Source organism: Paenibacillus radicis (ex Gao et al. 2016), assembly GCF_014641555.1.
Lineage (GTDB): Bacteria > Bacillota > Bacilli > Paenibacillales > Paenibacillaceae > Pristimantibacillus > Pristimantibacillus radicis.
The window spans coordinates 117,884-142,859 of record NZ_BMHY01000002.1; the positions used below are offsets into that span (position 1 = coordinate 117,884).

A 24,976-nucleotide genomic window follows, 5' to 3' on the forward strand; every position below is an offset into this window, starting at 1 on the left:
TCTAGGACAGCGTGATACAGCTATTCCACATGAATTGAATTCCAAATTTAGGGGATCATAACACGGAATTTAGTGGAAAAAGAGACGAGGTGGCAGTATGGCCGAGTTCACGGACAACAAGCGAATAACGGACTATACAAGCCAGCTTGAGACCTTGTCTTCGGCTATCCCTGTTCACGTTCAAGATGCCGTTAAGCAGCTGAAGGCCAGCTATTTTCAACATGTCGATGATCTCTTCGTCCGTTATGACAACACCGGCTCAGCACCATCCGCCCTTGTGTATATCCATACCATTGTAAACTCGAACATCTTGGAACGAGATCTGCTTCCATATTTGAATCAGGCAATCGAACATGAGGACACAGACAGGGAGTTGTTCGATCGGTTGAAGCAGTGCATTCCGATTGGACAAATTAAACAAACAACCGACATGGCTCAGGTCGCCTACATGCTTCTGCAAGGAGAGGCAGTTCTCTTTATCGAAGGAGAGACGAATGCGTATTTATTCCAAACGAAGCTCGTTTACCAGCGGGCCATCGAGGAGCCGTCTACTGAACCAAGCACCTCCGGCGCCAAAGAAGGCTTTAATGAAAGTCTGGATACCAATGTAGCCCTCTTGCGTCAGCGCATTCGTACTCCGTTGTTCAAGAATAAGAAGTATACGATCGGCAATTTGACGCAAACGCGCGTTGTTGTCGCTTATATAGAGAGTGTTGCTAATCCGGCCATTATTGAGGAGCTCGAGAAGCGTATCGGGACTGTTGAACTCGATGCCCTTCAGTCCAGCCATCAGCTGCTGGAGTTTATCCAAGATCGGCAGTATAGTTTGTTTCCGCTTATGGCTAAGACGGAGCGTACGGATCGAATCGTTCATCACCTGCTGAACGGCGGATTCGCGATTATTGTGGACGGGACGCCATTTACGATCTATGGTCCCATCAATTTCTTGGAGCTGCTCCATGCTCCAGACGATTATAATTTCTCAGCTTGGGCGGGTACGTTTTTTCGGATGCTGCGGTTTACTGCGATGCTGATTTCAATCTTTATGCCTTCGCTTTACGTCGCCCTGAGCAGCTTTCATCCCGACTTGCTCCCGACTTTCCTGACCTACAGCATTATTGCCGGACGTGAGCGGGTTCCGTTTCCTTCCATCGTCGAAGTGCTTCTTATGGAGGGCACCTTCGAAATCCTTCGGGAAGCGGGCATTCGTCTGCCCAAAATCGTTGGCAGCACCATCAGCATCGTGGGTGCGTTAGTTATCGGAGAGTCCGCTGTAAGCGCAGGCATCATCAGTCCGCAGATGGTTATCATCGTATCCATCACCGCCATTTGCTCGTTCACGATTCCTAACTACAGTTTGGGTATTGGTCTCCGTGTAATCCGGTTCATCTTCATTTTGCTTGCGGGTTTTTTAGGTTTTTTCGGTATCGTCTTCGGCATGATGTTCCTATACTTGCATTTAACCGGTCTCAAATCGGTCGGTGCACCTTATTTGACGCCGGTGGCGCCATTTCGCAGAAAAGAGATGCGGGACACGCTGCTGCGTTATCCCGCCCCCAAGCTCAACAGTTATTCCGAATATCTGGCGGAAGACAGCAGCCGGCTTCGATTTCCTGACTCTCCACAAACACCACCTAACAGGAAGTGATTAGAATGGACCTTTCTGATAAAATGACGCCGTTGCAGGCAGCAGGCCTGCTCGCATTGCTCATCGCGACCCAGAACTATATATTTGCGCCTGCGATCATGGCTCGTTTCGCCCATGAGGACATGTGGATCTCATCCTTGCTGGCCGCCTCGGCCGCATTTCTCTTTTGCCTATATGCGGTCTGGCTGGCTGGTCAATTCCCGAATCGCACGCTGATTCAATTTCTGTCCTTCTTGCTCGGCCGCTGGGCGGGGAAAGCCATTGGCATCTTATACCTGGGATACTTTATTTGCCTGACCGTAATTTATGTTCAAACGCTGGCAACCAGCTTCAAGACACTCTTCCTGCCAATGACGCCTCTCATTGTGTTCATTGTTCTTATTGTTTTGTTTTGTATGTACGGGGCAGCGCAAGGAATCATTGTTTTAGGAAAAATGAGTACGTTGGTCATTCTTGCGCTGCTTGTGACATTGCTGCTTTTGTTCGCGGGCACGCTTCCGAGCGTTGAGATGACCAATTACCTGCCTATTGGGGAAAACCGCTGGTCCAATACTTTTTATGCCTCTCTGTTCAATCTGACTTCGTTCACCCAGAGTATCGTGATTACGATGCTGTTTGCATTTGTTCCGTCTGACAAGATGAAATACGCTAAGAAGTATGTGGTCTGGGGAAGCATGCTCACTTTCGGTGTGACCAGCTTGATCGTGATCGAGGAAGTCGGTGTTTTCTCACCTAATCAATTGGAATTGCTTACGTTCCCGACGGTTGAGCTCATTACTTTGTTTAATTTCGGCACCTTCTTCGAGCGAGTAGAGACGATATTTGTATCGGTCTGGGGAGCTGCAATGTTTCTGGTTATCGGTATTCTGTTCACAAGCTGCCTGACCGCTATCCGTCACTTGCTCGGCCGGTCTGATGGATCAGATTCCAAATGGCTCGTGCTGCTATTCGGAGCCGTCATTCTTTTTCTAAGCTTGTTCTATTTAAACAATACACAGAAGCTTTCCTATTTCATGCTGCATTATTGGACTTACTTGTCGCTGGTATTCCAGGTCGGGATCCCCCTTCTTCTAGGGTTAGCCTGCTTAATTGCGAGAAGGAGAATGTCTTATGCGGACAACGCGAATGCTTAAAATTGCGTTGCTGATATGCGGATGTCTGCTCATGACGGGCTGCTGGGACCGCAGGGAAGTTAATGAAACTGTCTTTTTGACGGCTTTATCGATCGATAAAGGGAGCCGGCAGAAATACGAGGTCACCTTTCAATGGGCGAATCCGGAAACCTTCTCCCAGTTTCCCTCTGATCTCACCAAGACGCCGATTACAGTCTACACTATCGAAGGAAATTCGATCGAGGAGGTAGCGGGCAAGCTAACCGAGATTTCCTCCAGATCGCCAAGCTATTCGCACTTGGAAGCCGTCGTAATTGGGGATGAGGTTGCGCGCGAGGGCATTCACGAGATTCTCGATAAGGTCGGAAGAACCTTTCAAATCCGCCGGACAAAGTTTCTGTTGGTGGCTGAGAAGAAAGGAAAAGACTTGCTGCAAGCTAAAACGCTCTTTTCCATTCCTGCTTTCGATTTAAGGGAAGTTCTCTCAAGCAGTAATCGGGCCTCTACATATACACAGGTGAGTTATAACGAATTTATGCAGTTCTACAAGGCGGAGGAGATGACCTCATTCCTGCCCATACTGCATGCTGTCTCCTCCAAGGAAGACCGTCCCTCTAAGAAAGGTGTCCAGAACACGCTTCTGAAGGTTGAGGGGATGGCTTTCTTTCAAGGTGATCGTGTTGTCTATCAGCTTGATGGGCAACAAACGAGATTGTGGCTGTGCGTTCGAGGGAAGCTCCTTCAGGGAACGCCACTCCTTTGGAAGGAAGGCTCCCGAACGGTTGCGACCTTCAAAACCGTCTCGCAGTCGAGCAAGTTCAAATTAAATTCATCTGTCTCTGCCGAAATTGATATCCATGTCACGGTTAGCACAGACGAGATCTATAGTGACGTGAACGAGTCGGGCAAGAAGGAGCTTGAGAAGATGAAGGCCGGCCTGGAAGAGACGTTAGAACGTGAGATCAGCCAGTTAATCGTGAAAACTCAGCAAAGCAAAATAGATATATTTTTATTTGAGAGAGACATTCGGACCCGGTATCCGCAGAAGTGGAAGCAGTTGAAGGAGGACTGGGAGGACACGTATTCATCGATTCCGATGAAGGTGAACGTACAGGTGAAGATCGTCAATTCTGGCATGCTGACGCGTAATGCGCTGGATTAATGGTTATAGCAGATGTGCTATGCGAAATAAACGGGAGCTGCTTCATGACTCTCCTGAGGAGGATGGCTTCGCCCGGCAGTCGGAGCCATTCCTTTTCTAGGGATTTATTTATAGTGGGGTATTAGTTGGTTTTAATATGTGGAAAGTAGAGCGAGATTTTTAGGATAGAATGCCGTACAATGTTTAAATACAAAAGATAGACGAGGAAGTACATGTATTTCATAGGCTGTATTTGTTATTTTCACAGCAGCTAGTCATATTGAGAGGAGAGAGTAGGCAGTGGACATATCGATTAGCAAGCGGCACATCTCCCTGCGGGAAGCGGAGAGCAAAGCGGAAGAGCTTTTCCGGGCGATCGAAGATCAGGGGATTATACGTAGTGAGGTAACCGAAAAGCAGATCAATCGCGAAATCTATAACTTGGCGTTCGAGATGTTCGGGATTAAGAAATATTGGCATAAACGGATCGTACGTGCGGGCAAAAACACCCTGCATCCCTATAGTGAAAACCCTCCGGATTTGATGGTGTCCAAGAATGATATTTTATTTCTGGATTTTGGCCCTATCTTTGAGGATTGGGAAGCGGATTTTGGAAGGACGTTCGTACTAGGCGAGGACCCGGCGAAAATAAAGCTGACCCATGATATCGCGGAAGCTTGGAAGGAAGGGAAACGCTACTTCCAGTCTCAGCCGAACATTACAGGCAGCGAGCTGTATGCCTACGTGTATGATCTCGCCATCCAATATGGATGGGAGTTCGGAGGTCCGCATGCCGGTCATCTGATTGGCGAGTTCCCTCATGAAGTCATTCAGGGAGACGACGTGGAGAACTACATCCACCCGGATAATCATATCCCAATGAGAGAGCCTGATGGGAACGGCAATCCTCGGGACTGGATTTTGGAGATTCATTTTGTAGATCGGAAGCTTGAAATTGGCGGCTTTGTCGAGCAGCTGTTAACGGTTGAATAAAAGCATATGGCTCTGTCCCCCAATGGAGAGGACGGAGCCATTATTCCTTTTCCCCACATTTCTAATAGGTGATTCGTGCGTTTTATGAAGTGTAGTTTCTCCCCAGACCCAGCTCAGTGAGCAGCTGTCTATATGCGATGGATGTACGGTCAGCCGGAATATGAGCTTCAGCCATCAAATCCAGAGGCAGGTCCTCGGGCGTTTGGGCTTCAACCATTTCCCGGTCCTCTTGGAAAACCTGGAGATTAAATTTGATCGTGTCCTCGATTGGTGCGGTTTTGTCAAAGTTGCGGGCGATGGGGCTGAACAACCGGGTGTAGCGTGCGGAGACAGGGGAAGCGCAGTTCAAAATCATCAGCTTTCCGTCATTCGGAAAACTTACCGTAAGCGAGGCGGCGAATGGTGCAAATACGCGGAATGCCCGCAGCCACATAAAACCTTCGGGAGCCGGATTTTCTTGCCCTTTGCCATAATTGCTGACCGTGCTCCAATAATCGGCAAGCAGCTCAGTACCTTCTCGCGTTACTTTGTACTGTGGGACTTCTGTATTGTTGCGGTCGCCGAAGGTTTCGGTATGCACATAAGCGAAATGGGATACATCCAGAAAACCTTCTAGCTGGCGTCCAGCCGAGCCTGCAATATCGAAGCTTGGCGGCAGAATGTTAATATAATCGGGATCCTCCCAGCCTGGAAAATCGGGAATTTGTTCTTCGGCAGCAGCCAGCGAAACCCAGATGAGTCCGTAACGCTCAATAGCGGGGAAAATGTTTAGCTTCAGTTTTGGCGATATTTTACCGCCGGGATGAGCAGGGACGGCAGTACAAGCCCCTTCACAATTGTAGCGAAATCCGTGATAAGGGCATACGATTTCATCATTCTCGACCCAGCCTTTGCTTAGCGGCGCGCCGCGGTGGAAGCACAGATCTTGAGCGACGACGACCTTGCCATGGCTGCGATAGCAGACGAGTTTGACATCCAGCAGCTTAGCGGCGACCGGCTTTTCCCTTACTTCCTCGGCAATGGCCACGGGATACCAATATTGGGCAAGGATATGCCAATCGCTTGGAGTGAAGGTGCAGTCACGCGGGAGTTGCAGGGCAGCTGTGATCATTTTAGCCATATGGAATCGCTCCTTTGAAAATGAATGAATGTGCAAACAAGAAAACCCCAGGCGCAAGAGGCGCAGTATGAAATAGATCTTAGCCTCTCGATACAATCGAAAGATAAGACAGGGATCTCATCACGTGCAGCCTCTTGTAGCCTGGGGCAATTTACGGTCGCCTGGTCGAGACGCTCACTCCAATTAATGAGCTTATACAAGAGTTTAATGAATTTTGTGTTAGGTTATCTAACGCTAATGTTATGGATTATTTTATTCCACGATCATTTGGTTTGTCAATGTTAGAATTCATTTCATGTAATCAGGGGGATTTCGCGTGAAGTTTGTATTTGATTTGGACGGCACGATTTGTTTTAAAGGGAAGCCTTTGGGAGAAAAGATGGTTGCCGCCTTGGATGCCCTTTTGGAAAACGGACATGAATTGATATTCGCCTCGGCTAGGCCGATTCGTGATCTGCTGCCGGTATTGCCGTCTCATATGCACGGGTTCTCGTTGGTTGGCGGCAATGGCGCCTTTGTTGTACCGCAGGGCGGAGAAATCTCGACGGTCCATTTCGAGAAATCGATCGCCGATGAAATCGTCAGATTGATAGAGGTCTACGAGGCCGAGCATTTAACAGATAGCGCATGGGATTATGCGTATACGGGCAGTCACGAGCATCCGATTAGACGGAATATTGATCCGGAGCAAAGAGCCCGCAATGTCAGCCTTCATGAACTGAATGAGATGGTAAAAGTGGTCATTCTCAATAGCCGCAATATGAGCCAAATCGAGGAGGAGCTGCAAAAGCTGCCCGTCGTCATCTATAGGCATGGCTCTGAACAGATCATCGACATTAGTCCCAAAGGGGTCGATAAATGGACAGGTCTGCAGCGGCTCGGATTGCAGCCTCAGCAATTTATTGTTTTTGGCAATGATGCGAATGATATCGCGATGTTCCGGCAGGCGAAGCATTCGATTTGTGTAGGCGAGCATGCGGCGTTAAAGCAGCTTTCGTCGGAGCAGGTAGATAGTGATGAAGAGCAAGTGATTCGTAAAATCATTGAGATTGTGGAAGGGCTTAAATAAGGGATAAGGGCGGTTTCTGGAAAAGGCAGCATGTTCAGAGTCATTTGCGGCAACCTATCCATTATGCAAACCGTGCGCTGTCAACTGGATCGCTCGAAATAAGGTTATTAATGATTAGCTGGATGTATATTTAATCCTGTTACCTATTAGGATACTTAACTTCCGAGGTGAAGAAGTGATCGCGGTGCGGGATTGCATGACAGTGATCGGCTAGATGATCCCAGGCCCGGCATTTTGAAGGTTAGCGAAGCTGATTCGCTATCTTATGGAAGAAAATGCGTTAATATCGGGATATGGGTGGTTAAAAGCAAAACAAAGAACTTATTGCTGCTATTGTGGAAATCATTTTCCTTATAACGAAAATAAGTTCTTTGTTAGGTTCATAGCCTCCGCGTGCAATGTGGCATTATAACATGCTGATCCAGAGGATAAGGGGGGCAGCCCAATCAAAATGCAAAAATACATTTTGATCGTCCGAATTTAGCTGTTTTTATCCATCAAAATGCAAAAGTGCAGTTTGTTGGGCCGAAATCAGCCCATTTCGACACTTTGGGGGCAATTCAAATGCACTTTTGCATTTTGAAGCCCGAATTCGGCCGATTTAGCCGAATCAACCTGCACTTTTACATTTTGATCATCCAGAGGGTAGCCCCGCAGCTTATTTTGATAGGTTGTGTTGTCCTTATTACGAGCTAGTAAGCTGCTTCAATTAAAACTCTGCGTTTAGCATCCACGGCTATCCAAGCGTTACACTAAGGTTGCTTGCTGCCCAAGAGCTTTTACTCTATAGAGTACGTTCCAGTCCATCACAGCAAGTCGTCCGTACGGAAAATGCGTGCTTGGAGGAGCGCTAATGCATCTTTAATCACACTCAGCCAATCTCCAGCACGTACACGCCAAACGGCTCCAGTTCGACTTCGCCGGCGGAGAGCGTGGTACCTGTCAGCAGCTCTTTCATTGGCTTCTTCAGCGTAATCTGTGCTGCTGCTTCGCCGTAGTTGAGCAAGAAGGCGAGCATTCCCGACGCGCCAGCGCGAATCGCCAGCTCAACCTGCGCGGGCAGCTCGGCCCAGTCGGCAGCAGGCGAGCGAAGCCCCATTAGCTCGATGATCTGCCCAGCGGCGTCTTCGTTAAATACGGCGCCGTAGTACCATACCGCCCCAGCTCCAGTCTCAGCCCCGTCAACACCATCGCCCCCGAAAGTATTGCGGGTTACCGCTGGTTTCCCAGCGTAATAGTCCGATGCATATTCGGCCATTACCTCAACCGTCCCGCTAGCGGTCACCTCCAGAATATCATTGAAGTCCTCCGCAGCAGTCACCGGCCCGCCATCATGCTTCCATTGCATCAGCGCCGGCTTCCGGTTGCCGTTCAGCTTCGTGAATTCCTCGACGCGGATGCCGCACAACGCAGCGGCCGCGCCCGGTAACGGCCGCATATAACAATGGCCGCGCTCATCCTTGTAGCCAGTCCGGCAGCCGAAAATAACGGTGCCGCCCGCCCATACATATTGCTCCAGCATGGCCGCTGTCTCATCGCGCATAATGGCCGGATGCGGATAGACAAGCACCCGGTAACGCTTCAGCTCCTCAGCTGTCGTATGGCTGCGCAAGTAGACGACATCGCTCGGGATATGGCGCTTCTGAAGCGCCTTGAACCACTCCTTACCGCTCTTCCAGCTGTACGGTCCATGCCACACATCGTATTCGCCGTCCCATTCATTGTCATAGTCGCGGACAATCGCGACGTCGGCCTGGAAGCGGCTGCCCACGATTCTATCACCTATGGCAGCAAGCTCCGAACCGACTTTTCCCGCCTCGCGAACCCGGCGGTTCGGGCGGTTGTCGTAGTCGTGCAGCCCATGCCAATACATCTCATTGCCGAACGTCGCTGTCCGCCAGCGGAAGTAAAGCACCATGTCGGCGCCATGCGCGATGGACTGATATGTCCAGAGGCGCATTTGCCCTGGCTTCGGCGAGGGCATGTCGATGCGGTTGACCCAGCCGCCAGGCCCAGCTTGCTGCTCCATAATGGCAAAGTTCGGCGAGATCGAACGTACGGCGCTTAAGCTCAGACTCCAACCGCGATCGGCGAGCGGATTTTGCTCATTGGCATCGTAGAATATCGTGGAGAACTGCGGATAGGAATCATAGCTGAAAAAATCCAGCAGCTCATCGTTCATCCGGTGATTGTCCAAATGGCCAAACATCCCGTTTGTCGTTACCCAGTGGCGGGGTGCATGCTCGCGCAAAATATCAGCCTGAATCTTGGCGAAGGCTATCGTATTGTCCGAGATGAACCGCTTCTCGTCGAGCGCTTGATGCGGATTCGGCTGATAGCCGACAGCGGTAGGGCGCGGCAGGAATACCTGCTCCCAATCCGAATAGGTCTGGCTCCAGAACACCGTTCCCCACGCCTTATTCAGCGCATCCAGAGTGTCGTATTTCTCCTTCAGCCATTGCCGGAAAGCGATATGATCGGCATCCGCATAGAAGACACTGACCTCGCAATTGAACTCATTGTCGATCTGCCAGCCGATGATGGCCGGATGATCGGCATAATGCTTAGCCATCTCCAGCGTGATGCGCGCCGACAGCTCCCGGTATTTCGGACTGCTGTAATTGTTATGACGGCGCAGGCCGTGCTGCAGCGTAACGCCTTCGAAGGTCGCATTCAGCACCTCCGGGTATTTATGGGTCAGCCATGCAGGTGGCGTCGCGGTCGGGGTGCCCATAATGACCTTCATCTCCAGCTTGGCAGCCAGCTCCAGAAAGCGGTCGAACAGGTCGAAGCTGAAACGGCCCTCCTTCGGCTCGAAGATGGCCCATGCAAATTCCGCTATGCGAATAATCGAGAAGCCAAGCTCCTTCATCCGGAGCAAATCCGCTTCCCATAGCGATTCCTCCCAATGCTCCGGGTAATAGCATACACCGAGCCGCAGCTCGTCCAGCGGGTTAAGTTGTTTCATTGTCTGAACCTCCAGTCGACCGAATAATAAGATATTGCAGAATAAGAGTCTTATCCATTATTCTAGGAACAACAATACCAACAGTAAATAATCGAATATTGCACTTCGATATGAAAATATTGCGATTTTATCACTCGTGAGAGGAGAGCGGCCGACATTCGCACGCATTATTATTTGCCGGAGCCTTCCGGCAGCAAATACGTTTGTTACCCGGAATCGCTAGGCCGTTACAGCGAGTTTCCGCAGCACCGGGAGCATCGTCCCAAGGGGATGATGGGTTATTATAATCTCCATCTCGTGTTTGAAGGACAGGGCTATGTCGAGCTGGATGGCGAGCGTATCCCGCTAACCGAGGGAGAAGGCTTCTTGTATCCAAAAGGAGCGGAGCAGCAATATGGGGCCAACCCGGCTCAGCCATGGGATGTCAGGTGGATTCATTTCAGCACGGCGATGCCGCTTCCGATGCTGAGCAGTGCCGATGAATCTGGCGTCTGGCTGTTCTCGATAACGGACCGGAGACGGTTGGCGTCGCTGATGGATGAGATGTACACCATCAGCAGTCATTTCGAGACGCGGTACGAGCCCCGGCTCTCAGCTCTGCTGTACGAGCTGTTGGCCGAGCTTGCGCATAATGCGGTATCGCTGCAGGACGATGCAATTCCTCGGCATAAGCAGGAGCTCATCCGTGAAGCGGCCGACCTGATCCGCAACCGCTGCAGCGAGTCGTGGACATTGGAGTCAATGGCCGCCTTGTCCGGCTACAGCATGTACTATTTTCTCCGCTTATTCCAGACGATAATGGGGAGGACGCCCAACCGCTACTTAACCGAATGCCGTATGGCGGTTGCCAAGGGATTGCTTGTTGCGACCAGGCTCCCGATTAATCAAGTAGCGGAGCGGGTCGGCTTCACTCAATCGAGCTATTTTATCCGGGTTTTTCACAGTCAAGAGGGAATGCCGCCGAAGGCATACCGGGAGTTGTACGGTTCATTGGCCTAATCGTGCAGCCGCGGTGTATACTGTCGATAATGACGTAAGGTTAGAGTGAAGGGGAGGGAAGCAGCGATGAAAAACTACGACAGCCTGACTAGCTATATGTCTCCGCCTTACGGGACGATCTTTGCCGGACACTTCAAAGAGGATGACCGCTATGTGACAAGCCGGCCGTCAGGCATGACCGATTGGCTGATAGCCCTTACGCTGGAAGGCAGCGGCTATTTCCGTACACCTGCAGGGGAGCGTGTCACCCAGGCAGGCGATATCGCGCTGCTGCGGAGCGGAGTTGCCCATCAATACGGGACGGTACCCGGCGGCAGCTGGACTTTTATATGGGCGCATTTTCCGAAGCTGACGGAGACCGGTTTCCTCCCTAACGAAGAGCTGATCATTCAGCAGATTGGCAATGATCCGATGAAAACCCGGATTTACCATGCGCTTCGCAACGTGCTGCATGATTCCCGGGAGCAGCGTCCGCTCTGGCAGCCGATTTGCGAGAATGAGATTCGGGGCATCCTGCTGCTTATGGCGGAACGGGAGCAAGGCCGGGTCGACCCGCGTATCGAGGAATCGCTGCACTATTTGTCCAAGCATATGAGTCAGAACATCCGGATCGAGGACGTTGCCAAATCCATCGGACTCTCGGAATCAAGGCTGTCCCATTTATTCAAGCAGGAGACGGGTGCGACCATTGTGGAGACACTGAATGCGATGCGTATTCGCCAAGCTGCGATGTTGATTAAGCATTCGGGACGAACTGCGTCGGAGGCTGCGCTTGATGTCGGCTTTCAGCATTACAATCATTTTGCCGTCTTATTCCGCCAGCAGCTTGGGATGACGCCAAGAGAATATCGCCGCCAGATCGAGGAGCCGGATCCGAGTTAACGGAAGCCATAAATAGATTTGTAAATAAAGGTCATTTTTTCCCTTGTCACGAACCAAATACGGTTGTTAAAATAAGCAGACCAGTCGCAAGTTTTTCGGAAAGCGCTTACAGGCAGAGGAGGAATGAAATTTGAAAAAAAATTGGTACTATCGCTTGCTGTTCTCTTACATGCCTGTTTTTTTTCTAATGATTTCATTTCTGTTTTTTATCTTCTTTCAAATACTAACCGACCGTGCCCAGAAGGATACGGCTTATATTTACGCGGGCATTAACAATCAGATGCTGCAAAGCGTCGAGCAGCCGCTGCAGACGATCGACCATATGATGGTGACGATCCAGACCCGCAACAAATCCTCCGAGTTCAATCTGCTGGATTACTTCGACCAGGAAGGCCAGCCTTCCGTTTATTTCACGTACCTCATGTCCAAAGAGTTCAACAATATGAAGCAGCTTAATCAGATTATTCACTCCATCTATTTGGTGCGCGAGCGGGACGGTTATGTGCTGAGCTCGAACACCGTATCGCCGCTGGAGCAGTTTCCGGACCGGGATTTTATTAAGGAGCTGCAGAAGGACGGCTACTCCTATCATTGGACGAATGAGCGCCAGTTCAAGGAATTCCAAGCCTCAAGGGAGGAGTCTGTCGTGTCGCTCGCCCGCAAATATTTGACCAGCCGGGGAGAGAGCGGGCTCATCATTGTGAATGTGCGCGTAAGCGCATTGAAGGATTTTGTCGCGCAACGTACAGATCAAACGTCCAGCTATGTGACGATTACCGGCAAGGACGGCAAGCCGATTCTCGCAGCCGAAGATACAACCGCAGGAAGCAAGACGGCGTTTTCGAACCTCGTATCCGACTACACCGGATGGTCCTATGAGAGCGGCCTGCAAAAGGAAAGCCGGTTCACGATCGTGCAGACATTTTCCGACGTATGGATCGTGCTCGCTCTAATCATTGCTGTATTGGGCCTGTTGGCTATCGTCTATATGACCAACCGCAACTATAAGCCGCTCCGTGCACTCATTACGAAGCTGGACAACTTGTCCCAGTCTTCAGGAGGCGAGCAGAGTGACGGGGACCGGAATGAATTCCATTACATCGAATCAACGGTTGATTCCCTCGTCCAGCGCTTTAATTTATTTAAATCGCAGTCCGACTTGAACATCGGGTATCGTAAGAAATCGATTTTTCTTGAGGTGATGAGCGGCTCCAGATCGCTGGCGAGCGAGGAATGGAGTACGGAAATGGAACGCCACGGCTTTATTGGCGGGTTCCAGAAGGCGGTCGTCATCGTCATCTCCGTCGATAAGTACTCGGACGTTCTCTCCCGTTACAAGGAGCAGGACATGATTTTGTTCCGGTTCATCATTCAGAATATGTATGTAGAGCTGGTGCAGAAGTTCGGTCTCCGCAGCTGGAGCGAATGGATGAACGATAAGGAAATGTGCGGTTTTATCTACGTACAGGATGAGAATCAGGCGATGCTGATGGACAATATCCTCAAGCTATCGGACAATGCGCTGCAATGGATTCGGTCTAATCTGCCGTTTACCGTAACCGTCGGCGTCGGCCAGTCGACCGATACAGTATCCACGCTGAAAGCTTCCTATAAAGCGGCGATTGAAGCGGTCAATTATCGGGTCGTACTCGGCAACAACCGAATGATCGGCTATTGGGAGACGGAAACGGGCACCTCTTTTGAGATGTATGACCATTTGGAGCGAATCCGCAGCCTCGTCTATGGCTTCCGCTTAATGGACCCTGAATGGCGGGCGAAATATGCGGCACTTTATGAGCAGTTCAAGCTGAATAAGCTGAAGCGGGATGATATCGTTAATCTGCTCAATTATTTCGCGTATTATCTATTTGAACAAATGCACGGCATCATTCTCAATGATGAGATGATCGAGACGAACCGTGAGATTATGAAGGACATCATCGACCAGTTCGAGGCGCTGGAGGATGTGCAGGAAGAAATGCTGGGCATTATGGAGAAGCTGGAGTATGCGGTCGCCGAGAAAGCGGATAGGGGAGAAGCATCGGAAATCGCGGTGCTGATGAAGCAATACATTAACGACAACGTGCATAATCCCGATTTGTCGCTCGTTCATCTCAGCCAGCAGTTTGATATTCCTTCGAAAAACGTCAGCGCCTTGTTCAAGGAGCAATTCAACATTAAGTTTATCGACTACCTCATTAACCGGCGGGTTGAACTTGCTAAGCAGCTTCTAACGGACAAGGATACGGAGCTGAGCATTCAGGAAATCGGCAAGCGTGTCGGTTACTTGAACCCGATTTCCTTCAATCGGGTGTTTAAGCGGATTGCCGGGGTCACACCGGGCGATTACCGGAAGGAGAAGTAAAAGTGAAGAGCCGGAAAAAGGTTTAGAATAGCCGGAAAACCCAGTCGGATTGCGCTCTGCGAGCGTAATCCGATTTTTGTTTACCGCCAGAATCTTGTAAATTGCCCGTCCCTGCAAGGCTGCGGTATAGTTGGCCCAACAACAAATCAGTAGCTCACAGGGAGGCGTTTACGGGGATGTCCAACAACATCATAACCGAAGCATCAAGAACCATACCGGCAACCAGACGGACGGGCCTAAGCGAAGCGATGCGCAAGATGCGCAGACACTGGCAGCTTTACTTTCTTATTTTGCTGCCGCTGCTTTATTTCATTCTATTCAAATATGTTCCGATTCTCGGCATTCAAATCGCCTTTAAGGATTTGAGTCCGAAGCTGGGCATTTGGGGCAGTCCTTGGGTCGGCTTCAAACATTTCGAAGCATTTTTCAATCATCCGAACTTTTGGCTGCTAATCAAAAACACGCTGTTCCTAAGTTTGTATGCGCTTGCAATCGGCTTCCCGGTACCGATCATCCTGGCGCTCATGATTAACGAGCTGCGGGACGGCATCTTCAAGCGTACCGTTCAACTGGTCTCGTATGCGCCTTACTTCATCTCCACCGTCGTTATGGTATCGATGATTCTCTTGTTCCTCGCACCGCGAATTGGTGTCATTGATCACATTCGCACGGCGCTTGGTCTGGATTCCATTAACTTTATCGGCGAACCGTCGATGTTCAAATCGATTTTCGTCTTGTCGGATGCGTGGCAGTATATGGGCTATAACGCCATCATTTATATCGCTGCTCTAGCGGGCGTCAATCCCCAGCTCTACGAAGCGGCCAAGCTGGACGGCGCAAGCAGGCTTCAGAAAATCATTCATATCGACCTGCCGAACATCATGCCGATTATGGTGCTGCTGCTGGTGCTGAATATGGGGCAATTGCTCAATATCGGCTTCGAGAAAGTGTATTTGCTGCAAAATCCGCTAAACACAAGCTCGTCGGAGATTATCTCCACTTATGTGTACAAGGTTGGGCTTGTTCAAGCGAATTACAGCTTCTCGGCTGCCGTCGGACTGTTTAATTCCATCATCAATCTGGTGCTCATCCTGCTCGCCAACTTCGGGGCAAGACGCGCTACGGGATCGGGGTTGTTCTAACATGCAGAAAACGAATGCCATCAAAGAGCCAGTGTCGGACAAAATCCTGCTTGGCATCATCTACACTGTACTAATCGCTGTCCTGATCGTGGTGCTTTATCCGCTCATCTATATCGTCAGCTCGTCATTCAGTTCTCCGCAAGCGGTTGTGTCGGGACGAGTGTGGCTGTTTCCGGTCGAGTTTTCGCTCAAAGGCTATACCGCCGTATTGAATAATCCGCGTATCTGGTCGGGTTATTATAACTCGCTGATTTATATGGCTGTCGGCACGCTGATAAGTGTCTCCTTAACCTTTGCGCTTGCTTATCCGCTATCCAAGCGTACGTTCTACGGACGCTCGCCGATCATGTATATGATCATTATCACGATGATCTTCAGCGGCGGCTTGATTCCTTATTATCTTACGGTAAAAGGCTTAGGCCTCATCGATACGAGATGGGCGCTGCTGCTGCCTCAGGCCGTTGCGGTCTGGCAAGTGTTTATCGCCAAAACGTTCTTCCAAGAGAGCATCCCGGAGGAATTGAATGAGGCGGCAGCCATCGACGGCTGCTCCGATCTCCGGTTTCTATGGTCAGTCGTGCTTCCGCTATCCAAGCCGGTAGTTGCCGTACTTGCCCTGATGTATGCGGTAACCGCTTGGAACGCGTACTTCGATGCTTTGATTTTTTTGAAAAACGTCGATCTCTATCCGCTCCAGCTTATCCTCCGGGAAATTCTGATTCAGAATTCCGTGGATAACTCGATGATGGTAGACATTCGAACAATGGAAGCCAGACAAGGGATGAAGGATCTGCTCAGATTCTCGCTCATCGTCGTCTCCAGTCTGCCTGTCCTCATCATATATCCATTTGTTCAGAAGCATTTTGTAAAGGGGGTCATGATCGGTTCTCTTAAAGGTTAAAATAGACAAATATTTGGCGGGGAGAAGCCGAGATTATACAAGACAACTTATAAGGGGTGCTTGAAAATGAGACAAACGTGGAAAATATCGCTTGGCATTATTTTATCGGCTATGCTGCTGCTGAGCGCATGCTCCAATAACGGCGGATCAAGCAAAGGAAGTAACGGGGGCGACAATGGCGAAAGCGCCAAGCCAGTGAAGCTGTCTGCTTTTATCAACCAGTCTCCTAACCTTTCAACGCTGAAAAATCCGTTCACGAAGCAAGTTGAAGAGAAAACGAACGTCCAACTGCAATTCATCGTTGGTCCTCCTAATGACAATAACGATAAGCGTAACGTGTTGATGGCGAGCGGCGACTACCCGGAAGTGTTTCTGAGCGGCAACTTTACGCCGGCAGAGCAAATGAAATTCGGCAAGCAAGGCGTCTTCCTGCCGCTGAACGATCTGATCGATCAGTACGCTCCGAACATTAAGAAAATTTTCGAGGAACGTCCCGATTTGAAGACGGCAGTGACCTCTGCGGACGGCAACATCTACGGCATGCCGCAGGTTAATGAATGCTACCACTGCTGGTACGCGCAAAAGCTATGGATTAACCAGAAGTGGCTCGACAAGCTTGGACTGGATATGCCAACGACGACGGAAGAATTCGCAAACGTGCTCAAGGCGTTTAAGACGCAAGACCCGAACGGCAACGGCAAGGCGGATGAGGTTCCGCTGAGCGGCGCACTTTCGACTTGGCACGGCGACCTTACAGGCTATCTTATGAATGCCTTTATCTATAACAACGGGGACAATCAACCTTATTCCTACATCCGGGTAAAAGACGGCGAAGTGCAGCTGTCGGCCAGCCAGCCGGAATGGAAAGACGGACTTGCCTACCTGGCTTCCTTGTATAAGGACGGCCTGATCGACCCGCAAGCTTTTACACAAAATCAAGAAGGACTGCAGCAGCTCGGCAACAATGTGGGCGACACCATTCTTGGCGCATTTACAATCGGTCACGCGCAAATGGCGGTAGCTTCATCAGACCCGCGCAACTTAGACTATGTCGCAGTACCGCCGCTGAAAGGGCCAAACGGCGTCCAACTGTCCGGCTACTATAAATCGGTCGGCAACCAAGGCCGTTTCGTCATTACGGACAAAGCAAATGAAGAGCAGCAAATCGCTGCGATCAAAATGCTCGATTATCTCTGGACCGAAGAAGGAACTTGGGGTCAAGTCTTCTCCGTTGAAGGCACCTCGTGGAGCAAAGCAAGCCCGGATCAATTGAACGTCAACGGCAAGCCTGCAAGCTATCAGGTAGATCCTTCTTACCGCAGCGAGACGATTCATAACGACGGCTGGGATCAAGCCGGCCCGGATTTCCGCCCAAGAGAACGCTTTGAATCTGAAGCAGTCTCGCAGGATATGTTCTCCCCAGAGGGCTATGAATTGCGCCTTGTGACAGAGACGAAGAAATATGAGGGCTTTGAGCCGAAGGAAGCCGAGCTGTTCCCAATCGATATTTTCATCAGCGCCGAAGACAGCGAGAAAGCCGCTCAATTGAAAGCGACGATTGAAGATTACGTGAAATCGAATATGCTGCAATTCATCACGGGACACAAAGACGTGGAGAAGGATTGGAACAGCTATGTTCAAGGCTTCGACGGCCTCAAGCTGAAAGAGTATCTGAGCATTCTGCAAAAAGCGTATGATGCGAACCTGAGCAAAATGAAATAATCGGATCATTCCTGAGTCTCAATAGCGGCCTGCGGCAAAAGCGCTGCGGGCCGTCCGTTTATCAAGTGTAAAGGAAGTGAGCGTTATGACAACCTGTAAAGAGCCGTTACGCATCCAAAATCCGATTTTGCCCGGCTTTAATCCCGATCCGTCTATCGTAAGGGTTGGAGATGACTATTATATCGCCACGTCGACGTTCCAATGGTTCCCCGGCGTTCAAATTCATCATTCTCGCGACTTGATCCACTGGCAGCTGTTGACTCGCCCTCTGGACCGTGCAAGCCAGCTTAATATGCTGGGCAACCCGGATTCGGGCGGCGTATGGGCGCCTTGCCTGACTTTCCATGACGGATTGTTCTATCTGGTATTTACCGATGTGAAAAGCCATGCCGGAGCGTACAAGGATACGCATAATTACGTCGTTGTCGCTTCCGACATTATGGGCCCGTGGTCGGACCCGATCTATCTCAACAGCGGCGGCTTTGATCCCTCGATGTTTCATGATGATGACGGGAGAAAATGGATCGTCAACATGCAGTGGGATTTCCGCAAAGGCCGCGATCCTTTTAACGGCATCTACTTGCAAGAGTATTCGGTGGAAGAGAAGAAGCTGATCGGCCCGTCGCGGCTGATCTATACCGGCTCCAAGCTGGGCTTGACGGAAGGGCCGCATCTCTACAAGCGCAACGGCTACTACTATTTGATGGTTGCTGAAGGCGGAACGAGCTATGAGCATGCGGTTACGCTGGCGCGCTCCAAGACGATAGACGGTCCTTATGAGACCGATCCTGAAGCGCCGATGCTGACTTCCTATCACAATCCGGAGCTGACGCTGCAAAAGGCCGGTCATGCCAGCCTCGTGCAAACGCAAAGCAATGAATGGTATATCGTGCATTTATGCGGACGGCCGCTGCCGACAGAAGACCGGCGCTGCAACTTGGGCCGGGAAACGGCAATCCAGCGCTGTGTTTGGAGCGAAGACGGATGGCTCCGGTTGGATGAAGGCGGCAATGAGCCGCAATTATGTGTGCGACCACCGGCACTGCCAGAGCACCCGTTCCCGGAGCGTCCTGTCGTCGATCATTTCGACGGCGGAAAGCTCGACTTGCAGTGGCAGTCGCTGCGGCAGCCTTTTGCCGAAGATTGGCTGTCTGTCACGGAACGGCCTGGCTATCTCCGATTGAAGGGAATGGAATCGCCGAACTCCAGATTCCGTCATAGCCTGATTGCCCGCCGTCAGCAGGCATTTCATTGCGAGGCGGAAACCGCTGTTGAATTCGAACCACAAACCTATCAGCATATGGCAGGTCTTGTCTACTATTACAATTCTCAAAACTACTACTACTTACGCATCGGACATGATGAAGAGGGCGGCACGAATGTCGGAATCATCGGCAATGACCACGGCGTTTACTTTGAGCATACTGAACCGCATGTCTATATTCCGTCGGGGCAGCGCGTTTATTTGCGTCTTCACTTGGAAGCTAGCAATCTGCAATTCTATTATTCGCTTGATGGAGCGGAATGGAACACCATCGGTCCAGTGCTGGACGCCAGCAAAATTTCCGACGAGTACGCCACGCATCTCGTTGACGGTTATTTCACGGACTGGGGCTTCACCGGCGCTTTTATCGGATTATGCGCGCATGATTTGTCCGGCGGCCGCCGCCATGCCGATTTCGACTATTTCCGTTATGAGGAGAAGGAGTGAGCTTCCATGGAAACATCCAATGATTCGTTGAAGGGATACCGCCTCGTATTCGTATGCGGCGAAGACGAGTATGAATCGGAGAACACGATGCCTCGAATCGCCGAAGAGGCTGCCCGGAGGCACGGCGCTTCTGTCACTGTGCTGACTGCATGCCCAAGCGCTGCCGATCCGGAAAATATTCCGGGGCTGGAGGCGCTGCAAACGGCCGATCTCGCGGTTTTCTATATTCGCTTCCGGCAATTGCCGCCGGAGCAGTTTCAATATATTAACGACTATCTGGAGGCAGGCAAGCCGGTCATCGGATTGCGCACAAGTACGCATGCCTTTCAATATCCGGAAGGCCATCCGCTGGCCCGCTGGAATGACGGCTTCGGCATCGATGTGCTGGGTGCCCCGTGGATTCGCCACTTCGGCCATTCCTCGACGACAAGTGTATCTGTCGCTTGGGGAGCGGGCGATCATCCGATTCTAAGCGGCATTCCGACGCACTTCGAATGCCGTTCCTGGCTCTATCAAGTGCTGCCTTATCCGCCGAAGGGGGATTCGACGCCGCTGCTTAATGGGGCGACCGTTAATCCGGAGGACAACGGCTGGTCGTATACGAGCGAGACGCCGCGCGTACATCCGGTCGCATGGACCCGTCGCCACTTCGGCGGGGGGCGTGTATTTACAACGACGATGGGACATCCGGAAGATTTCGACCTGCCGGAATTCCGGCGTTTGCTGCTGAACGGCATCCATTGGGCCGTTGGCGCGGAGCATTTAATAGAAGGAGGGACAGCGCAATGAAACAAGCGGCGATTACAGGAGTGAAGCAAGCGGAATTGCTGGAGCGGGAGACACCGGTATTGAAGGAAGGATGGGCGCTGGTCAAGGTGCATGCAGCGCCGATGTGCGCGGAATATAAGGGGTTCGTCCATGGCGACCACTCCGATTGTCTGGGACATGAAGCGGCAGGCGAAGTGGTTGAGGTAGCGCCGGGCAGCAAAGTGAAGGTAGGCGACCGCGTCGTCGTCATGCCGCAATATCCTTGCGGAGTGTGCGATATGTGCATCGCCGGCGACTTCATCTATTGCGAGCATAATTTGTATCACCATGAACCGACGATGACGCAATATTTGTCCAAGCCGTCCTGGCTGCTGGCCCGGATTCCCGATGGCGTACCTTATGAGAAAGCTTCGCTCGCCTGCTGCGGCTTGGGGCCGTCGCATGGCGCGTTCTCGACGATGGGTGTTGACGCCTTCTCAACCGTACTTATTACGGGCCTTGGGCCGGTTGGCCTTGGCGCAATCGTCAATGCGAAGTTCAGAGGAGCGAAGGTTATCGCCGTCGAGATGAATCCATACCGGGTTGAGATCGCGAAAAAGATGGGCGTGGAGCATATTATCGACCCGCGCGATCCTGATGCGGTGCAGCAGATTAAAGCGTTGACCGGAGGCAAAGGGCCGGACTTCGGACTCGACTGCTCCGGCGTCGTATCCGCGCACCGCTTGCAGATCGATGCGCTCAAACGCAAGGGGAAGGTCGCCTTCGTCGGCGAGTGCTTCACCGAGACACCAATTAAAGTGAGCGATGACCTGCTGCGCAAAGGCATTCATCTGATCGGCTCCTGGCATTACAACCTGAATGAATTTCCGCAGCTGATGAAGGTGATCGAGCAGTCGCCGCTGACGGATCTGCTCATTACCCATCAATTCCCGATGAGCCGGATTCAGGAAGCGTTTGAAGTGTCCGCGTCACAACAAAGCGGCAAAATTATTTTGAACCCATGGGAGTGATTACGCGATGAAAGTAGGCATGAACCTGTTGCTATGGACGGATAAGCCGAATCCTTCGGAGCATCTCAAGCTGCTGCAATCGATCAAGGAATGGGGCTTTGACGGCGTCGAGCTGGCCGCAGACAGTATGGATGCGGGCGATGCGAAAGCATTCGGGCTGATTCTGAAGGAGCTGGGACTTGGCTGCACCGCCATTGCGGCGCTGGACGCTTCAGTGGCCGATCCTGCCAGCCGCGACTCCCGGCTGCGGGATAATGCGCTGGCGACGTTGAAGCAAGCCATCTCCAATACGCATCTGATGGGTGCTGAGGTGCTGTGCGGTCCGCTGTTTCAAGGGCTTGGCCGCTTTACGGGACAAGGCCCGCAAACCGACGAATGGAACTACGCGGTAGAGACGCTTCGCGAAGCAGGGAGGTTCGCTGCTGAGCTGGGAGTGAGGCTGGCGCTTGAGCCGATCAACCGGTTCGAGATGTATCTGGTCAATACGCTGGAGGAGGGCGTCCGCTTCGTGAAGCAGGTTGGGCTGCCTAACGTCGGCCTGCTGGCGGATACCCATCACGGGAACATTGAAGAGCTGAACGTGCCGGATGCTTGGCGGCAAGCAGCGGCGCATATCATTCACGTTCATATTTCCGAGAACAACCGGGGCGTTCCGGGCAGCGGCCATGCGGTAACGGAAGAGATTTTCGACGTGCTGAAGGAAATCGGCTATGACGGCTGGCTGACGATCGAGGCATTCGGCCAGCAGGTGCCAGGCCTTATCTCCCGTCTGCACTTATGGCGCGATTATAGCGAGCATCCGGATGACGCAGCGCGGCTTGGCGTTCAGCATATCCGGAAGCATCTGGCTTAAAGCTTAAGGACAAGGAGGATGGAGCATGCCTGTCATACAATCGAACGGAATTGAGCTTCATTATACAGAACGGGGACAAGGCGAGCCGTTAGTGCTGCTTATGGGACTAGGAGCGCCAGGGTCGGTGTGGGAGGAGCATGTGCGGGCTTACGAGCGGCATTTCCGCTGCATTCTCGTCGACAATCGGGGAGCTGGCGGCACCGCTAAGCCGGAAGGACCCTATACGACGAAAGTGATGGCGGCCGATACGATTGGCCTGATGGATGTGCTTCATATCGATAAAGCCCATATTTCCGGTATATCGATGGGGAGCGCAATTGCGCAAGAGGTTGCGCTGGCTGCTCCAGACCGGGTCATAAGCCTGTCGCTCAATTGCTCTTGGCAGCAGTGCGATACCTATACAAGCAGCGTGTTCGAGACGCTCGGCAGCGGTTATTCCCATATGCCGGCCGATGAATTTCAGAAGCTGCTTCAGCTCATTATTTATACGCCAGCTTATTATAACAATCATTTCCTCAAACTGGATGCGGCCCGTGCGGCAGCGCTGTTGGAGGAGAATCCGATGCCGGCGCATGCGTTTCTAGCGCAATGCGACGCCTGTACATCCCATCAGACGACGGGACGGCTCGGAGCCATAACAGCTCCTACCCTGATTACAGTAGGGGACAAGGATATTTTTACACCGATTCATTTATCTCTGGCCATTGCGGGAGAGATGAAGCACGCTGAGCTGCAAGTGTTCGAGGGCAGCGGCCATACGCATCACTGGGACCGGCTGGACGATTTCAACCGGATCACCTTGGACTTTTTATTGCGTCACCGACATTTAGGTTAAAGAAGGAGCGATCGGGATGAATCCTAAACTATCTATCGGCTCATGGGCGTTTGCCTTTGGTCCTTTCGCAGCATCGCCTTGGCCTTTCTCACGCATTTTGCAATATGCCAGCGAGGCGGGCTACGACGGTGTAGAAATTAACGGCTTTGCGCCTCACCCGACGCCGGAGCTGTATCCGACGAAGGAGAGCCGTCAAGCGCTGCTGGAGGAAATTCAATCCTATGGGCTCGGCATCTCCGGTTACGCGCCGGACTTTACGGCAGTTCCACCGGCACAATGCGAGCCTGCTGACTATTTGCAATTGATGGAGTCCTATATTCAATTTTGCGTGGATCTCGGTATCGATACGATTCGGGTCGACACGGTTAGCCCGCCGTCTGCCTTGGAAGAGACGGAGTATGAGGAACAGTTCGCCCGGCTTGTTTTTACATGGAAAGCATCTGCAGAGCTGGCGGCAGCGTCCGGCATTCGGATCGTATGGGAGTTCGAGCCGGGCTTTTGGCTGAACAAGCCTTCGGAAATCAAACGGCTTGTCGAGACGGTGGGCCATCCGTCGTTCCAAATTTTATTCGATACGAGCCACGCTTATATGAGCGGAGTAGTCGGCGCTCGTCAGCCGGGAGAGAAAGAAGTGCTTCCCGGAGGGATCACGGAATTTGCGAAGCTGCTTGACGGTCATATCGGACATTTCCATCTGATCGACTCCGATGGCACGCTGCATGACGAGGAAACGAGCACACATGCGGCGTTTGGGGCTGGCGATATTGACTTTACCGCGTTTCTCAAGGAGCTGAAGCCGGTCGTGGCGGACATTAACTGGTGGTGCGTCGACTTTTGCTTCAATGCTGAAGTGGAGGAATGGGGCCGTGAGGCAGTGCCGTTCATCCGTAAGGCGATTAAGGAGGCGGATTAGACGATGGCAATGAAGTTTGGCTTTCAGACGTATACGTGGCAGATGTCTTATGAGAAGCATCGCGACAAGCTGGAGCACATTCTGGATATCGTACAGCAAGCGGGCGGCGCAGGCGTAGAGCCGGAAGTTTGCATGCTTGGGCCTTATAACGACGATCCGCAGGCGCTCGTAAATGCGTTAGAGGAAAGAGGCTTAAAGCTGGGCGCGCTTTGTCTGGCTCTCGATTGGCGCGAAGCGGGCGAGACGGTTGAGGAGAAGGCGGAAGCCGACCGGATTATCCGGTTTCTGAAGCATTTTCCGGGTACGCTGCTCACGCTCGTACAGCTTCCCGGCAAGGACAGAAGCGAGCTGGCTCTCAGGCAGCGGAATGCTTTGTTAAGCATCAATGCGGTAGCCCGCCGCGCATACGAAGCAGGTATCGAATGTGCATATCATCCTAATTCGCCAAGCGGCTCTATTTTCCGCATTGAAGAGGATTACCGGGTGCTGCTGGACGGCATTGATTCCCGCTATTGCGGCTACGCCCCGGATACGGGCCATATTGTGAAGGGCGGCATGGATGCCGAGACGATATTCCGGACCTACCGGCCGCTCATTCGCCATGTCCATTTCAAAGATATGAATCTAGTAAGCGGGCAATGGTCTGCACTTGGACAAGGATCGATCGATCATAAGGCCATCGTCCGTTACCTGCAGGAGACGGGCTATGACGGCTGGGTAATGGTCGAAGAGGAATCGCAGGAAGCGGAGCTGCAGCCCGACCGGGTGACGCTTCAGAACGGAATCTACGTTCGGGAAGAGCTGGCGATACTCGCTTAAATATT

At 51.7% G+C, this 24,976-nt stretch carries 20 protein-coding genes and 1 riboswitch; of the genes, 18 read left to right on the forward strand and 2 right to left on the reverse strand.

Annotation, left to right across the window (positions count from 1 at the left end):
* Nucleotides 1-97 precede the first annotated feature (97 nt).
* From IEX98_RS06160 to IEX98_RS06175, 4 genes are all read left to right on the forward strand, one after another.
* Nucleotides 98-1,648, forward strand: a complete 1,551-nt coding sequence (locus IEX98_RS06160; RefSeq protein ID WP_188888075.1) for a spore germination protein — start codon at nt 98-100, stop codon at nt 1,646-1,648.
* A 5-nt stretch (nt 1,649-1,653) separates the two neighbouring features.
* Nucleotides 1,654-2,781 (forward strand): GerAB/ArcD/ProY family transporter, encoded by a 1,128-nt coding sequence (locus IEX98_RS06165; protein WP_188888076.1) that lies wholly within the window; start codon nt 1,654-1,656, stop codon nt 2,779-2,781.
* A complete protein-coding gene (locus tag IEX98_RS06170; RefSeq protein WP_188888077.1) occupies nt 2,759-3,922 on the forward strand; it encodes a Ger(x)C family spore germination protein in 1,164 nt (387 codons plus the stop codon). The genes IEX98_RS06165 and IEX98_RS06170 overlap by 23 nt, the downstream gene beginning before the upstream one ends.
* 279 nt (nt 3,923-4,201) lie before the next feature.
* A complete protein-coding gene (locus IEX98_RS06175; RefSeq protein WP_188888078.1) occupies nt 4,202-4,894 on the forward strand; it encodes a M24 family metallopeptidase in 693 nt (230 codons plus the stop codon).
* A gap of 82 nt (nt 4,895-4,976) precedes the next feature.
* On the opposite strand, the gene IEX98_RS06180 is transcribed toward IEX98_RS06175, so the two are convergent.
* Entirely contained in the window at nt 4,977-6,014 is a 1,038-nt protein-coding gene (locus tag IEX98_RS06180; RefSeq protein ID WP_308421751.1) for an aromatic ring-hydroxylating oxygenase subunit alpha, read from the reverse strand.
* A gap of 117 nt (nt 6,015-6,131) precedes the next feature.
* Nucleotides 6,132-6,234: riboswitch (purine riboswitch) on the reverse strand.
* A gap of 96 nt (nt 6,235-6,330) precedes the next feature.
* Between IEX98_RS06180 and IEX98_RS06185 the strand changes: the two genes are divergently transcribed.
* Nucleotides 6,331-7,083: an HAD-IIB family hydrolase gene (locus IEX98_RS06185; RefSeq protein WP_188888079.1), complete on the forward strand. Its 753-nt coding sequence runs from the start codon at nt 6,331-6,333 to the stop codon at nt 7,081-7,083.
* An 871-nt stretch (nt 7,084-7,954) separates the two neighbouring features.
* Here IEX98_RS06185 and IEX98_RS06190 read toward each other — a convergent pair.
* On the reverse strand, nt 7,955-10,051 hold the full coding sequence (locus IEX98_RS06190) for a beta-galactosidase (RefSeq protein ID WP_188888080.1): 2,097 nt from the start codon (nt 10,049-10,051) through the stop codon (nt 7,955-7,957).
* A 174-nt stretch (nt 10,052-10,225) separates the two neighbouring features.
* On the opposite strand from IEX98_RS06190, the gene IEX98_RS06195 reads away from it, so the two are divergent.
* From IEX98_RS06195 to IEX98_RS06255, 13 genes are all read left to right on the forward strand, one after another.
* Nucleotides 10,226-11,050, forward strand: coding sequence for a helix-turn-helix transcriptional regulator (locus IEX98_RS06195; protein ID WP_188888081.1), 825 nt, complete (start codon nt 10,226-10,228; stop codon nt 11,048-11,050).
* A 66-nt stretch (nt 11,051-11,116) separates the two neighbouring features.
* Nucleotides 11,117-11,932, forward strand: a complete 816-nt coding sequence (locus IEX98_RS06200; protein ID WP_188888082.1) for a helix-turn-helix domain-containing protein — start codon at nt 11,117-11,119, stop codon at nt 11,930-11,932.
* 130 nt (nt 11,933-12,062) lie between these two features.
* Nucleotides 12,063-14,297 (forward strand): AraC family transcriptional regulator, encoded by a 2,235-nt coding sequence (locus IEX98_RS06205; RefSeq protein ID WP_188888083.1) that lies wholly within the window; start codon nt 12,063-12,065, stop codon nt 14,295-14,297.
* Nucleotides 14,298-14,473: 176 nt separating this feature from the next.
* Nucleotides 14,474-15,439: an ABC transporter permease gene (locus tag IEX98_RS06210; RefSeq protein WP_188888084.1), complete on the forward strand. Its 966-nt coding sequence runs from the start codon at nt 14,474-14,476 to the stop codon at nt 15,437-15,439.
* A 1-nt stretch (nt 15,440) separates the two neighbouring features.
* Nucleotides 15,441-16,340: a carbohydrate ABC transporter permease gene (locus IEX98_RS06215; protein WP_188888085.1), complete on the forward strand. Its 900-nt coding sequence runs from the start codon at nt 15,441-15,443 to the stop codon at nt 16,338-16,340.
* A 66-nt stretch (nt 16,341-16,406) separates the two neighbouring features.
* Complete coding sequence (locus IEX98_RS06220) at nt 16,407-18,062, forward strand: ABC transporter substrate-binding protein (protein WP_188888086.1); 1,656 nt, start codon at nt 16,407-16,409, stop codon at nt 18,060-18,062.
* Between the two features lie 85 nt (nt 18,063-18,147).
* Complete coding sequence (locus IEX98_RS06225) at nt 18,148-19,773, forward strand: glycoside hydrolase family 43 protein (RefSeq protein WP_188888087.1); 1,626 nt, start codon at nt 18,148-18,150, stop codon at nt 19,771-19,773.
* Nucleotides 19,774-19,779: 6 nt separating this feature from the next.
* Complete coding sequence (locus IEX98_RS06230; RefSeq protein WP_188888088.1) at nt 19,780-20,562, forward strand: ThuA domain-containing protein; 783 nt, start codon at nt 19,780-19,782, stop codon at nt 20,560-20,562.
* Nucleotides 20,559-21,551 (forward strand): zinc-dependent alcohol dehydrogenase, encoded by a 993-nt coding sequence (locus IEX98_RS06235; protein WP_188888089.1) that lies wholly within the window; start codon nt 20,559-20,561, stop codon nt 21,549-21,551. The genes IEX98_RS06230 and IEX98_RS06235 overlap by 4 nt, the downstream gene beginning before the upstream one ends.
* Before the next feature lie 7 nt (nt 21,552-21,558).
* Nucleotides 21,559-22,404 (forward strand): sugar phosphate isomerase/epimerase family protein, encoded by an 846-nt coding sequence (locus IEX98_RS06240; RefSeq protein ID WP_188888090.1) that lies wholly within the window; start codon nt 21,559-21,561, stop codon nt 22,402-22,404.
* A 25-nt stretch (nt 22,405-22,429) separates the two neighbouring features.
* A complete protein-coding gene (locus IEX98_RS06245) occupies nt 22,430-23,239 on the forward strand; it encodes an alpha/beta fold hydrolase (RefSeq protein ID WP_188888091.1) in 810 nt (269 codons plus the stop codon).
* Nucleotides 23,240-23,255: 16 nt separating this feature from the next.
* Nucleotides 23,256-24,152, forward strand: coding sequence for a sugar phosphate isomerase/epimerase family protein (locus IEX98_RS06250; RefSeq protein WP_188888092.1), 897 nt, complete (start codon nt 23,256-23,258; stop codon nt 24,150-24,152).
* A 3-nt stretch (nt 24,153-24,155) separates the two neighbouring features.
* Nucleotides 24,156-24,971: a sugar phosphate isomerase/epimerase family protein gene (locus IEX98_RS06255; protein ID WP_188888093.1), complete on the forward strand. Its 816-nt coding sequence runs from the start codon at nt 24,156-24,158 to the stop codon at nt 24,969-24,971.
* Nucleotides 24,972-24,976: the final 5 nt, after the last annotated feature.

Bases quoted from the DNA above. Each gene is read 5' to 3' on its own strand.
- IEX98_RS06245 (WP_188888091.1), top strand. From the start codon at position 22,430: ATGCCTGTCATACAATCGAACGGAATTGAGCTTCATTATACAGAACGG.
- IEX98_RS06190 (WP_188888080.1), bottom strand. From the start codon at position 10,051: ATGAAACAACTTAACCCGCTGGACGAGCTGCGGCTCGGTGTATGCTAT.
- IEX98_RS06220 (WP_188888086.1), top strand. From the start codon at position 16,407: ATGAGACAAACGTGGAAAATATCGCTTGGCATTATTTTATCGGCTATG.
- IEX98_RS06200 (WP_188888082.1), top strand. From the start codon at position 11,117: ATGAAAAACTACGACAGCCTGACTAGCTATATGTCTCCGCCTTACGGG.
- IEX98_RS06215 (WP_188888085.1), top strand. From the start codon at position 15,441: ATGCAGAAAACGAATGCCATCAAAGAGCCAGTGTCGGACAAAATCCTG.
- IEX98_RS06180 (WP_308421751.1), bottom strand. From the start codon at position 6,014: ATGGCTAAAATGATCACAGCTGCCCTGCAACTCCCGCGTGACTGCACC.
- IEX98_RS06160 (WP_188888075.1), top strand. From the start codon at position 98: ATGGCCGAGTTCACGGACAACAAGCGAATAACGGACTATACAAGCCAG.
- IEX98_RS06225 (WP_188888087.1), top strand. From the start codon at position 18,148: ATGACAACCTGTAAAGAGCCGTTACGCATCCAAAATCCGATTTTGCCC.
- IEX98_RS06165 (WP_188888076.1), top strand. From the start codon at position 1,654: ATGGACCTTTCTGATAAAATGACGCCGTTGCAGGCAGCAGGCCTGCTC.
- IEX98_RS06210 (WP_188888084.1), top strand. From the start codon at position 14,474: ATGTCCAACAACATCATAACCGAAGCATCAAGAACCATACCGGCAACC.
- IEX98_RS06250 (WP_188888092.1), top strand. From the start codon at position 23,256: ATGAATCCTAAACTATCTATCGGCTCATGGGCGTTTGCCTTTGGTCCT.
- IEX98_RS06170 (WP_188888077.1), top strand. From the start codon at position 2,759: ATGCGGACAACGCGAATGCTTAAAATTGCGTTGCTGATATGCGGATGT.
- IEX98_RS06230 (WP_188888088.1), top strand. From the start codon at position 19,780: ATGGAAACATCCAATGATTCGTTGAAGGGATACCGCCTCGTATTCGTA.
- IEX98_RS06235 (WP_188888089.1), top strand. From the start codon at position 20,559: ATGAAACAAGCGGCGATTACAGGAGTGAAGCAAGCGGAATTGCTGGAG.
- IEX98_RS06255 (WP_188888093.1), top strand. From the start codon at position 24,156: ATGGCAATGAAGTTTGGCTTTCAGACGTATACGTGGCAGATGTCTTAT.
- IEX98_RS06240 (WP_188888090.1), top strand. From the start codon at position 21,559: ATGAAAGTAGGCATGAACCTGTTGCTATGGACGGATAAGCCGAATCCT.